A 12,539-nucleotide genomic window follows, 5' to 3' on the forward strand; every position below is an offset into this window, starting at 1 on the left:
TCCCAGGTTGCCCCGGCCCACCCGGCCCGTCCACCGCAAACTCGCCCCGCGGAGGTGACCGGTGACACGGCTTCAGCCGCGGTCACTCCCCTGCCACACTCCGGACCGGGCCTCCGACGAGAAGCACCTGGCCGGACTCCGCCCCGACCTCTGCCCATACCCGCCGCCGACAGGCTGTCCGCTCCGGCCTGCCGGGTCCTGCTGCCCACCGAACCGGCGAGCGCCACCGGCCGGGCTCACCGGCACACCCGCGCGGCAGCTCCCCGGCACCGGTCCAGCGGTCCAGCGGTCCAGCGGTCCAGCGGTCCAGCGGGACAAGCCTGGAGCAGTACTGGCCGCAGGGTGTCGGGCGCGCGGCGCTGATGTCCCTGTCACGGACGCGGCGCCCGGCCCCGCCCCGGCCCCTTGGGCATCCGTAGACATCCACAGGCGTCCATTGGCATCCGTCCTGCTGACGGCAGCAGGACGGCACTGTCACTGCTTCCCCTTACGCTGGCCGGACACCACAGTGACGTGGTGGGCGGGCGCGGGCCCGCGGGGAAGCCGGGGGCGGGAGCGGAAGTTGAGCGGATTCGACGGTGCGGCTCGGGTGCCGGGTCAGCGAGCCCAGGCGTACGACCAGGGGCGGATATTCCAGGCGTCCGGCGACCAATACATCACCGAACAGCGCATCTTCGTGCAGCAGGCTCCGGGGGCACGGGCCACCGAGGAGCTGGGGCCCTGTACGGTGCGCGCGCCGTTGGCCGGCCGGACACCCCCTGTGCTGCGTGACCGGCGGGAGCTGATGCGCAGGCTGCGCGAAGCGCTGGCCGCGGGCGGCGAGAGCCACGTCCTGCACGGGATGGGCGGCTGCGGCAAGACGGCGGTGGCGCACGCCCTCTTCCAGGAGGCGCAGCGGGAAGCCGGCCGGGACTGCTTCTGGATCAATGCCGCCGACCGCCTCACCCTGCGCGCCGGAATGCTCGGGGTCGCGGCTGAATTGGGCGCTTCCAACGGCGAGTTGGCCGCCGCCCATGCCGGGCGCCGGCCTCCGGCCGACCTGGTCTGGCGCTACCTCGGCAGTGCCGCGCTGCGCTGGCTGCTGGTGATCGACAACGCCGACGACGTGACGGTGCTGGAAGAGGGCGGCTGGCTGCGGAGCTGCGAGCTCGGCACCGTCGTCGTGACGAGCCGGGTCGGCGCGGCGCCGGTGTGGCGCGAGTCCGTCCGCCACCCGGTGGGGGTGCTGCCGCTGGCCGACGCCGCGCGCGCGTTGTGCGACCTGGCGCCGGACGCCGGCAGCGTCGAGGACGCCGAACTGGTCGCGCGCCGCCTGGGCTGTCTGCCGCTCGCCCTGCACCTCGCCGGGTCCTACATGGGCCAACCGCTGCTGGAGGTCTGCTCCATGACCGATTATCACCAGCGTCTGGAGGACGACGAGCCGACCGCTCTGCTCGATCAAGGCGCGGCGCCCGGAGCCCCCTCCTCTCGCCAACTCATCGGTACGACCTGGCAGTTGTCGCTGGATGCACTGGCCGCGGACGGCGCCCCGGAAGCAGTGTCGCTGCTGAGGCTGCTCTCGTTCTGGTCCGCCGAGCCGCTGCCGGTGTCCTTGCTCAGCCGGGTAGGTGGCGCACTCCTGCCCACCGGACGGCTGGAGAGCGCGCTGCGAGGACTACTGGCGCACTCGCTCGTCGCGCTCACCGCCGTGCCCGGAGCCTCCGATGGCCCCTCGGTCCGCTGCGCACAGACCCACGGCGTGCTGCTGGACAGCGTGCACACGGGTGTGCCGGACGACGAGCGAGCCGCCCTGCTGGACCACGCCCTGCGGCCCCTGGAGTCGGCCGCCGACGGCCCCGAGCCTCTGCGGCTGATCACCCCGCACGTCCGTGCCCTGCTCGGCCGGACGCGCGCCGGGGACGCCGCCGGCGAGCGGGTGGTGCGACTCGCGGTCCGGGTGACACGGCAGGTGTACGAAGCCGGGGACTGGACGGGCGCGCTGGCCCTGGGCGAGGCGACCGCCGCGCGCGGCGCCGCATGGCTGGGTGCCGACCACGCGGCCGCCATCGAGGCGCGCCTCAGCACGGGCCCCGTCCTCTTCCGGCTCGGCCGGTACGAGGAGGGCGAGGCGCTGCTCCGTGCGGCGCGGGAGACGGCGCTGCGGGTGCTGGGCGCGGACGACGTGCGCACCCTCGACGCCGGTTTCGAACTCCAGCGTGTACTGCACCGACTGGGCCGGCTGGACGAGGCCCGGGGCTTGCTCGACGAAGTGCTCGCCGGCCGCCTCCGGGTCCTGGGCGCGAGCCACCCGCTCACCCTCAAGGCCCGCTGCGAACTCCTCGAACTCCGCATCGCCCAGGAGGACTTCGCAGGCTATGACACCGCCGCCACGGCGCTCGTCGCGGACTGTGACCGCCATCTCGGCGATGCGCACCTGATCACGGTATGGGCGCTGGACGCACAGGCGAAGGGCCTGCTGCGGGACGGCCGGGCAGCCGAGGCGGAAGGCGTGCTGCGCAGAGTGCTGGCAGGTCAGCGTGCGGGTTACGGCGACGCACACCCGCTGGTGCTCGGCGTGGTGCTGGCGCTCAGCCGGGCGCAGGCGGCACAGGACAAGCGGGCCGCGGCGCTGGCGGGAGCCCGTGAGGTGGCCGAGGGCCGCAGCCGGATGCTGGGCGAGGACCACCCGGAAACGACCGCCGCGCGGGAGTGGTTGACCACCCTCGTCAACCGCTGACCACGACCGGCCGCACCTCGACGCCCGCGGAAGTGTCGAGCGCGGGACAGGTTGCCGACGGCCGCGGGAAGCGAAGCCGCCGGGTGACCTGACCTGGCGCCCTCAGTCCAGGTCCAGCAACTGCTCGTAGAAACCGCCGAACCCGTTGCGTTCATCGACCAGATGGATCTCCAGAATCCAGTGGCAGCGCCATCCCGCCCGGTCGGTGCGCCGGAGCGGGTGGTCGTTGTCCGGCACGATGTAGGAATCCGTTGTGGCGCCGTCGATGGTCTCGTGGGGGAACTCCCCGACGAGATGCCCGGTGTGCCAGCCGCCCAGGGTCCAGCCGGCCTCGGCCGCCAGCCGCTCCACTTCGGCGTACAGCTGCTTCCCGGTGAGGTGAGGGTCGGCCCGGAACGCGCGCCGGCCTGCCGCGAAGACGGTCGCCAGGTCCTCGCGCAGCCGGTGCTTGACGGGGTCGTCACCGAGTACGAAGGTCCGACCGAAGTCCGCCTCGTACTCCTCGAAGATCGGGCCGAAATCGGCGAAGGCGATGTCGTCCTCTTCGATGACCCGGTCCGGCGGGTTCTCCCGGTAAGGGAACAGGGTGTGCGGGCCGGAGCGGACGATCCGCTTGTGCCAGTGCTTCGTTGTCCCGAACATCTCATTGGCCAGATCCCGGATCTGGTCGCTGACCTCCCGCTCACCGGCGCCGGGCGCCACCAGGCGGCGCGCTTCGACCTCGGCGAACAGGGCCGTCGCTTTGCGCTGCGCCTCCACCAGACCCAGGACGCGCAGTTCCTCGTCCATGCGATCAGGTACGCCCATGGTGGTGCTCCTCCTTGTCTTGCGGTGTCGCACGCAGGATGACGAGCGATCCCTCGTGGAACGCCTGGCTTCGCAGGTGACCGAACCGTTCGTCCCACGCGCCGGAATCCAGGTCGCCACGCAGGCGCGTGGTGAACCGTTCGCGCACACCGTCGTCGATGAAACTCCAGGCGGAGCAGGCCTGCCGGGCAGCAGGGTCCAGCAGCATCTCGGGCCGCCCGTAGTACGCCTCGTTGAAGCCGTCCGTGCAGTCCCACGGGATCGGCACAGCCTGCACGCTGGTGACGCCACCGAGGCACGCGGCCATCTTCTCGATCGACGGGTACCGACGGGCCTCGGTGTCGAGAACCTCGGGCGCGTACTCGTACAGCCAGAAGTCGCGCACCGACTCCGGGTCACAGGTCAGCACGACCACGGGGCCTTGGGTGACCCGCCGCATCTCGCGCAGGCCCGCTTCGAGGTCGCTCCACTGATGGACGCTGAACAGCGTCATCGCGCCGTCGAACCTCCCGTCCCCGAACGGCAGGCGTTCCGCCACCGCGTTCACCGCCCCAGGCAGGTTCGCCGCACGCTGCGATCGCATCGACTGCGACGGCTCCACGGCCGTCACCGCGGCGGCCGCCGACTCGTAGGAGCCCGAGCCGGCACCGACATTGAGCACCGTACGGGCACCGCCGAGCGCGTCGGCGATGGCCTGCGCGATGCGGTGGTCGGGGCGGCGGTAGCTCGGATAGCCGCTGCCGATGCTGCCGTGGTCGACGTCACCGGCTCTGCCGTCGAGGCTGCGTACGTCCATGGATCCCTACCTCGCCTTGTGAGCAGGAGTTCGGAACCCGCCCTGGTGGTGCTCGATCTGTCGGCACTCCTCGGCGGGTCGGGCCGGCGCGGGAGCAGTTACCGGCACCGAACCGGCATCCCGGAGCTCTCCGCGACACCGCCCGCCGGTCTCCGCCTCCCACACGCCGGAACCACACCCTTCCATACTGCAACTGCGATGCGGATCCGTACATCACCTGGCATATGCTTGAGAGAATCCGCCAAAAAGCTCGCATGTGTGATCTGGAGGCCGCTCCAAGCGCATCGCCCGGTGCGTATGGGCGACGACCGCAGACCGCTGGGCGGCCGGTGCCGGTGCCGGCACCGTGCAGCGTTGCGCAGAACCACCCATGGGCCTCAAGGAGGCGGATCAGCTGACACGGTCATGCGCCAGTTTCCGGCCCATCGCAGCAATTCGGGCGCGCCCAGGCCGGCACCCAGCCAGTCGTGATCGAGGCCGGTACCAGGGAGGGACGGCACGACGGCGACGTACAGCCCCGCCGCACGCGCCGAGGAGATGCCCGTGACCGAGTCCTCGAAGGCGACGCCTCCCGGGCCCGCGAGGGCGGTACGGCTGATCGTGGGCCGCCGGTCCTCACCGTCCCCCCGCGGCCGGCGTGAGCGGCCTGGTGCACGGCGGCAACCTCCGGAACCACAAGAGGTAAAGCGGGGGCGACACGGTGGACACATGACCGTACTTGCCGCAGACCCGGCGACCCTCTGCCGCGACGTGCCGTGGTCGCGGGCGCGCGAACTGGCATACACAGCGCCCACGCCCCTGCCGGCCCGGCGGGTACCGCTCAGCCGGGCCGCCGGACTGACCCTGGCCGAGGATCTGTGCGCCCGGCACCCGCTTCCCGCCTTCGACACCGCGGCCATGGACGGCTATGCCGTCGCCGGACCGGGCCCGTGGCGGCTGTCGGCCGGTGCTGTACGCGCGGGCGCCGTCGAGGGGCACCGGGAGCTGGTCGAGGGCGAGGCCGTGGAGATCTCCACGGGCGCGCTGGTGCCATGCGGCGCCGAGGCGGTGCTGCCGCTGGAGCACGCGGTGCGGGCCGGGGCGGCGGTACACGGCCCGGTACCGGCTTTCGGGAAACACATCCGCCGGGCGGGCGAGGACGCCTTGGCGGGTACCTGCCTGGCTCCCGCCGGGACGCGGGCCGCCCCCGCGCTGCTCGGCCTGGCCGCCGCGTGCGGCCACGACATGCTGCCGGTACGCCCCCGGCCCCGCGTCCGGATCCTGGTCAGCGGCGACGAACTGATCCGCTCCGGGCGGCCCGCCCCCGGCCAAGTGCGTGATGCCCTGGGCCCGTTGCTGCCACCGCTGGTCCACACGCTCGGCGGCGAGGTGACCGACGTCCACGCCGTCCCGGATCACCCCGCCGGGGCACTGGCCACCGCCGTCCTCAGCAGGTCGGACGACACGGACGTGATCGTGGTGACCGGCTCCACCTCGGTCGGCGCCACCGACCAGCTGAGGCGGCTGCCGGCCGACCACGGTGCCCGGTGGGTGGTGGACACGGTCGCCGTCCGCCCCGGGCATCCGCAACTGCTCGCCCAACTCCCCGACCACCGCTGGATCGTGGGCCTGCCCGGCAATCCCTACGCGGCCCTGGCCGCCGCCCACACTCTCCTCGCCCCGCTGCTGGCGGGCCTCACCGGACGCTCGCTGCCCGCCCTCCCCCGCATCCCGCTGACCGGAGCGGTCCGCCCCGTCCCGGGGCGCACCCGCCTCGTCCCGGTGACCTGGGACGGCGTCACCGCCCGTGCCCTCGGCGGTCACGGATCCGCGTTCCTGCACGGCGCGGCCCTCGCCGACGCGCTCGCCGCCGTACCGCCCGAGTGGCGGCCGGGGGAACCGGTGCCGCTGATCCTGCCGGGAGCGTGAGGACTGGGCCGGCCGGGCGGTCGGGCGGTCGGGCGGTCGGGCGGTCGGGCGCAACCGCCAACTCCGCAGCACCGTCCCCCCAGCAGGCTTCTAAGCTCTGGCCCATGACGACGACAACGCATACCTACGACGTCACGGTCGAGTGGACAGGCAACCTCGGGTCAGGCACGGACAACTACCGGTCCTTCAGCCGAGATCATGAGGTATTGGCGGACGGCAAGGCCGGGATCGCCGCCTCTTCTGACCCCGCGTTCCGCGGTGACTCCGCGCGCTGGAACCCCGAGGAGTTGCTCGTGGCGTCGGTAGCCCAGTGCCACATGCTCTGGTACCTCCACCTCTGTGCTGCCGGCGGGGTCACCGTTACCGACTACGAGGACAGCGCCCGGGGAGTCATGGCCATGGACGAGAGCGGTGGAGGAGGCCAGATCACCGAAGTGGTCCTGCGCCCCGAGGTGACGGTCACCAGCGCGTCGATGGTGGAGAAGGCTCGCGCGCTGCACGGCGACGTCTCCGCCGTGTGCTTCATCGCGCGCTCGGTGAACTTCCCCATCGCCCATACACCCGTCATTCGTGTCCAGGAGCCCTGACCGCTTCGCGCATCGCTGAGCGGATCGGTCCCCTTCCGCTCATTCCGACGGCTCGCGCCAGTTGTTCCTGCACGGGCTCATGGGCGGAACGGTGCAGGCGGCGGTTCCTGCGAGCAGGTGTCAGGCCGACGTCCGGGTCATGGAGCCTGGCGGGCTCGGCGGCTCGCCGGTATGGCCGGCTCGCTCGGGCCGGGCCGCGATCAGGCCGCCGCGATCAGGCCGTCCGGCGCAGGGCCGTTACGAGAGTTGGGTCGGCGGTACACGGCCGACTCCGGCGTGCGGCACACCGGCCCGGGACGGCGGGCCGGGAGGGCTTACTGCCCGTCAGACGGTGGTCAGCTCACCGGCTGCAGCTCCTGACGCAGCACGATCGCATTGAGCCGCACCGCGAAGGGGGCGACATCCGAGATCTCCAGAGCGCCGACCCGTGCCTTCTCCAGGCCGATGGTCGCATCCACGCAGAAGGCGATGGCGTACACCCCCGCCCCGGTCTCCTCGTCCTGGAGGGCGAAGAACAGGTCCCGGTAGAAGCTGGTGTGCTCCTCGCCCTCCTCGTAGTACGAGAGCCCCGGTCCGCCTTCCTGCGCGGCGAGGCCGGTGAAGGCGCGCACGAACTCCTCCTCGATCGTGTCCCAGAAGGAAGCGTCGGCGAACGCCTCCGGCAGGGCCTGGCGCACAGCCTCCTTCAAGGAGAGCACCATGACCATGATCGGGGCGTATTCCTGCAGTCCCCACCCGCGGACGGTCTTGACGATGACGCCGTCGGGTATGGCGGCGACCGCCTCCCGGATGTTGTCGAAGTCGAAGTTGACGGTCGCGGGTGCGATCGCCTCCTGGAACACCCGGTCGATGGCTCGGGCCTGTTCGAGATGGTCCGGGCCCACGTCGATGACGGTTTTGAAAGTGGCGGTCATAACTCCTCCGGTGTGTCGCGGTGATCGAGCGGGAGCAGTATGCCGAGCAGCCGTCAGGCAATGCGGCGGCGTCCCGTTCTTCGGACGACGCGGTGTCCTCGTCAGCCGCCGGGGGCTGGGGATGTGCCGACACGGAGGCCTGACGCAGCCAGGTCAGCGATCGGTCGCTCCCCCCTCGCCCCCCTCACCGTGAATTCCCCGTGGGACAGGGCTCGAATTGCGGGAATGTGAGAATGGCGAGCATGGAAAAGGGTGGCATTTCGCTTCGGCCGCATCAGAAGGAGGCCGTGGACGCGGTGATCCGCGGGCTTTCCGGCCCGCTGGACGGGGCGGTGCCTGCCCGGGGGTGGCGCGGACAGGTGGTGTCGTCGACGGGCTCGGGCAAAACGATCACGGCGGCCACGGCGGCACTGCGGATGATGCCGCGGGGGCTGGTGGGGGTACTGGTACCGACGCTGGATCTGCTGACGCAGACCGTGGAGGCGTGGCGTGCGGTGGGCCACAAAGGCCCGGCCGTGGCGGTGTGTTCGCTCGGTTCCGACCCTCTGCTGGAGGCGCTGGACGTGCGGTGCACGACCAACCCGACGCAGCTGGCGCTGTGGGCCGGGAGCGGGCCGATGCTGGTGTTCGCGACGTACGCCTCACTGTCGCCGCAGGGCCTGGAGGACGATCAGGACGGCGGGGACGTCGAGGACGGCGGGCCCGGCAGCGGGAGCGCGGCCGCGCCGGGGGCGCTGGAGCAGGCCATGCGCGGCTCGTACGGGCAGCGGCTCGGGGCGTTCGACCTCCTGGTCGTGGACGAAGCCCATCGCACCTCCGGTGATCTGGGCAAGGCGTGGGCGGCCGTGCACGACCAGGAGCGGATCCCGGCGGCACGGCGGCTGTACATGACGGCCACTCCGCGCCTGTGGGCCACACCGGGCGGTACCGGAGGAATGACGCAGCAAGGGCCGGCGCACGGTTCCGGTGACGGCCCAGGTTCCCTGGGTGGGCGTTTGGTGGCGTCGATGGATGACGTCGAGCTGTACGGGCCGGTGCTGTTCGAGCTCGGACTGATGGAATCCGTGGAACGGGGCGTCCTGGCGTCGTTCGAGATTGATGTGCTGGAGATCCGGGACCCCGAGGCACCGGGGCCGGACGCCACCGCGGAGGAGGTCCGCGGCCGGCGCCTGGCCGCGCTGCAGGCCGCACTGCTCAAACACGCCGACACCACCGGTGCCCGCAGCCTGATGACGTTCCACAGCCGCACCATCGACGCCATGGCGTTCGCACGGGCCCTCCCGGAGACCGCGGCCGAGCTGCACGGGACCGATCCCGCGGGCTATCCCGAGCGGGTGGGGGCGGAGTGGCTGTGCGGCGAACACCCCGCAGCGCACCGGCGGGCGGTGCTCGACCGGTTCGGCGAGGGACTGGACGCCGACGGCTGGGTGACCGACCTGGGCATCCTCGCGTCCTGCCGGGTGCTGGGCGAAGGCGTCGACATCCGGGGCAAGCGCGGCGTCGGCGGCGTGGTGTTCGCCGATACGCGGAGTTCGCCGGTGGAAATCGTCCAGATCACCGGCCGCGGTCTGCGGCAGGACCCGGGTGAGGGGAAGGTGGCGCGGCTGATCGTGCCCGTCTTCCTCCAGCCCGGCGAAGACCCCCAGGACATGATGGCCTCCCCCAGCTACCGGCCCCTGGTCGCCGTACTGCAGGGCCTGCGCGCCCACGACGACCGGATCGTCGAACGCATGGCACTGCGCACCACCACCGCACGAGGCCGGGCCACCCCCGTCGTCGCCCTCGACCCCCAGCACGACGAAAGGGCGGACGAGACCACGGGCGCGAGCGGGGGCGGCGCGGGTGGGACAGAGCCGACGGCCGTCGCGGGGGCCGGCAGCGCGGTCACCGAAGCGGGCAAGACGGACACGGTGCGCGAGGAGACCCGCGGCGCCGGAGGCGAGGGCCGGGACGGCCGGGGGAAGGGCGGGAAAGAAGCGGCAGGGGTGCCGTTGCTGCGGTTCTCCCTGCCCCGCAATCCCGACGTCATCGCCGGCTTCCTGCGCACCAGAGTCCTGCGCCCGGACTCCGAGGTCTGGCTCTCCGGCCTCAACGCCCTCCGCAAATGGGTCGATTCCCAAGGCCACGCGCAGGTGCCCCTGGACGCCGTCGTACCCCTCCGGACGACCGAGAGCGACGGGGACGGCGGCGGCAACGGCGGCACGTATCCCCTGGGAGCGTGGGTGAGTGAGCAACGGCGCGCCTTCCGCGCCGGCACGCTCAAGGCATGGCGGACCGAACTGCTCAACGAACAGGGGATGGTGTGGTCGGTCGCGGATGCGCGGTTCCACAGGAACCTGTCGGCGGCGCGGGACTACGTCGCCGCGCACGGCACGCTCGCGGCTCCCAAGGACGCCTCGATGTCCGGGGTCGCGGTCGGTCAATGGCTCGCCAACTGCCGCAAACCCGGCGGCCTGGGCCGGGACAAGAAGCGGGCGCAGGGCCGTCGGCAGGCTTTGGCCGCCCTCGACCCCGACTGGAACCCGGAATGGCCCATCGACTGGCAACGCCGCTACGCCGCGCTCGCCGGCCTTCTCCACGGCGGTGCCACGCCGGCCGAGATCCTCCCCGGCGTCACCGTCGGCGGACACGACATCGGCACCTGGCTGCACACACAGCGGGAGAGCTGGGAGCAGCTGCGCGACGGGCAGCGAGAGCGCCTCACCCAGCTCAACGTCGAACCCCTGCCCACCGCGAAGGACGCCCCTACGAAGGGCACTCCCGCACAGGGACGCCCGGCCGTAACGGGGGCCTTCGGGCGGGGAGTTGCCGCACTCGCCCAGTACAAGAACCGCGAAGGGCACCTGACCGTGCCCCGCGGACACATCGAGACGCTCCCCGACGGGACCGACGTCAAGCTGGGCGTCTTCCTCTCCAACACCAAGACCCGACGCGCCACACTCGCCCCGGAAAAGCGTCGGCAGCTGGCCGGGCTGGGACTTGAGTGGGCGGCGGCGTAGCGGGCGCGGCGCAGGGAGGTGATCTGAGTGACGGGCCGGCAGGCCCCGGCTGCCCCCGGGCGCCGTGGCCGCAGCAACCCCGCCCGCATCCGGCCTCGCTGAGAGCTCCCGTACTCAGCCGAACGCGTACTCAGCCGAATGCGGAGTCGGCCGGCGCTTCCCCAAGGTTCCTCGGCGGGAGGGGCCGCAAGGAGTTCCAGTCGAGTGCCTGTCGGGTGCGGTGCTCCATCTGCGCGGCGACCTCGCGCGTTTCGGCCAGGACGTCGCCACGCTCTTTCACCAGACGCTCGTAGATCGGCGGATGCTCGTAAATCCCTGCGGTGCTCATGACACTTGATCATTCCCGATCACCGGCGATCTGTCAGGTCACCACAGGAATCGCCCCCGAACCGCGATCATGCACGGACCAGTTGGCCTCACGGAACCGCCCGGTCTGCCCCGGTTCCGCCGCCACACCGGTCAAGACCAGGACCGCGGGCTGAGGCCGAGTCGTTCAGGTAATCGCTGCTCATCGGAGAGCCGGCGGGTCTGCGGGTCGGCGGGTCGGCAGCGAGTGGACCACGACCACCCCTCGCCGTGCCCGGCCGACGGTCCCTCGCCGCCCACCAACCAACCAGCCGCAGACCGAGTTCGGACGGCTCTGGTCAGTCGGGGCCCTGCCCTCCCCTCTCAGCCGGCGCGAAGGATCCGAAAGCGATCGGGCTCCGCCGGGTCTCGATCAACGACTTGGATGGGCGTCCGGGCCCATTGCCACACGGTGATGCCCGGCGTGCGGGAGAACTCGACCTGCCCTCGGGTCCCCTCGACCGCTACGCGCGGCCAGGATTCGGCAGTGCGCGCCCGGTCCACACCAAGCGTCGCCCCTCCGGCGAACTCCGGCTGCCCGGCCGGAGCACCCATCAAGATGTCGGCGAGGCGCGGGTCACGGCGGACAGACTTGACGATCGACACTGCCGGATCCGGATGACCGACCAGAAGAAGGAGGGCTGTCGCGCGGTGGTCGACGAGTTCGTCGCACAGGGCCGTGGGGGTGAGCGTGCGCATGTCGAGTTCGATGACGGTGCCGCCGCGTGGAGCGAGGTGGTCGCGCAGAATGCGGGCCCCGGATGCCCAGTAGACACTCGGCTCGGCCGCTACGGCGATTCGACGGTGGCCCGCGCCGACGAGGAAGTCCGCGTGGACCCGCCAGCCGCGGGGCTGCGGCGGGGAGAGGCGCGCGACCCATGCCGTCGGCTGTTCGGTGAGCGCGTCGAAAACCGCTGACGTGCAGAGGAACGGCAGACCGAGGGCACCGGCCCTGGTGGCGGCGGCGCGAGCGACGACGCTGTGATACTCCCCCGCCAAGGCGGCCACGCGCATGCGCGCCAGTTCCTCCACGGCCGCCACGGCCTTCCGCGGGTCAGCCGCGGTGTCCCGGACCACCTGCCGCTCCAGAGGTCTTCCGACGATCCCGCCGGCCTCATTGACTTCACGAACGGCCAGCTCAAGCCCCAGCGAGCACCCGTTTGCCTGCCTCAACCCACCCAGGCCGGGTCAGCAGCACGCGAGCGCCGATCTGAACTGGCGTGCCGTCAACTCGCACCATTTCAGAGGGCGATGGTGGCGCATTCCTGTTCAGGCGTGGGCGTCTCCCATGCGACGTGCCGGTTGCCGTTTGCCCGGATCGCAGAGTGGCAAGGCCCGGTAGGACACGTTCATCTCATCTCGCCGTGACGGGCGCACCTGGGTGACCCTGCCGGGCTTTCCCTCCACCCCCATCGCCAACAGGCAACTGATTGTTTGTTGGCCGAGCTGCATTTTGTTGGCTTGCGC

General features: G+C 71.7%; 8 protein-coding genes and 1 pseudogene. 4 read left to right on the top strand and 5 right to left on the bottom strand.

What is annotated here, in order from left to right:
- Positions 1-562 precede the first annotated feature (562 nt).
- Positions 563-2,716 (top strand): tetratricopeptide repeat protein, encoded by a 2,154-nt coding sequence (locus ACIRQ7_RS07005; RefSeq protein ID WP_404260533.1) that lies wholly within the window; start codon positions 563-565, stop codon positions 2,714-2,716.
- Positions 2,717-2,818: 102 nt separating this feature from the next.
- Here the strand turns inward: ACIRQ7_RS07005 and ACIRQ7_RS07010 are convergent, their stop codons facing one another.
- On the bottom strand, positions 2,819-3,523 hold the full coding sequence (locus tag ACIRQ7_RS07010; protein ID WP_404260535.1) for a M24 family metallopeptidase: 705 nt from the start codon (positions 3,521-3,523) through the stop codon (positions 2,819-2,821).
- Complete coding sequence (locus ACIRQ7_RS07015; protein ID WP_404260537.1) at positions 3,510-4,319, bottom strand: class I SAM-dependent methyltransferase; 810 nt, start codon at positions 4,317-4,319, stop codon at positions 3,510-3,512. The genes ACIRQ7_RS07010 and ACIRQ7_RS07015 overlap by 14 nt, the downstream gene beginning before the upstream one ends.
- Positions 4,320-5,027: 708 nt before the next feature.
- Between ACIRQ7_RS07015 and ACIRQ7_RS07020 the strand changes: the two genes are divergently transcribed.
- On the top strand, positions 5,028-6,227 hold the full coding sequence (locus ACIRQ7_RS07020) for a molybdopterin molybdotransferase MoeA (RefSeq protein WP_404260538.1): 1,200 nt from the start codon (positions 5,028-5,030) through the stop codon (positions 6,225-6,227).
- 104 nt (positions 6,228-6,331) lie between these two features.
- A complete protein-coding gene (locus tag ACIRQ7_RS07025) occupies positions 6,332-6,814 on the top strand; it encodes an OsmC family protein (RefSeq protein ID WP_404260540.1) in 483 nt (160 codons plus the stop codon).
- 335 nt (positions 6,815-7,149) lie between these two features.
- Here the strand turns inward: ACIRQ7_RS07025 and ACIRQ7_RS07030 are convergent, their stop codons facing one another.
- Positions 7,150-7,728: a Type-2Aa cytolytic delta-endotoxin gene (locus ACIRQ7_RS07030; protein ID WP_404260542.1), complete on the bottom strand. Its 579-nt coding sequence runs from the start codon at positions 7,726-7,728 to the stop codon at positions 7,150-7,152.
- Between the two features lie 287 nt (positions 7,729-8,015).
- Here ACIRQ7_RS07030 and ACIRQ7_RS07035 point away from each other — a divergent pair, with 287 nt between their 5' ends.
- Entirely contained in the window at positions 8,016-10,727 is a 2,712-nt protein-coding gene (locus tag ACIRQ7_RS07035; protein WP_404260544.1) for a Helicase associated domain protein, read from the top strand.
- Between the two features lie 130 nt (positions 10,728-10,857).
- Here ACIRQ7_RS07035 and ACIRQ7_RS07040 read toward each other — a convergent pair whose 3' ends face one another.
- Together ACIRQ7_RS07040 and ACIRQ7_RS07045 are read right to left on the bottom strand one after the other, a co-directional pair.
- Positions 10,858-11,055 carry a hypothetical protein gene (locus ACIRQ7_RS07040; RefSeq protein WP_404260546.1) on the bottom strand — a complete coding sequence of 66 codons (198 nt, stop codon included), beginning with the start codon at positions 11,053-11,055 and terminating at the stop codon, positions 10,858-10,860.
- Between the two features lie 341 nt (positions 11,056-11,396).
- A pseudogene (locus ACIRQ7_RS07045) lies at positions 11,397-12,312 on the bottom strand (ABC transporter substrate-binding protein).
- Positions 12,313-12,539 lie beyond the last annotated feature (227 nt).

This window comes from Streptomyces sp. NPDC101393, from assembly GCF_044767385.1.
GTDB lineage: Bacteria > Actinomycetota > Actinomycetes > Streptomycetales > Streptomycetaceae > Streptomyces.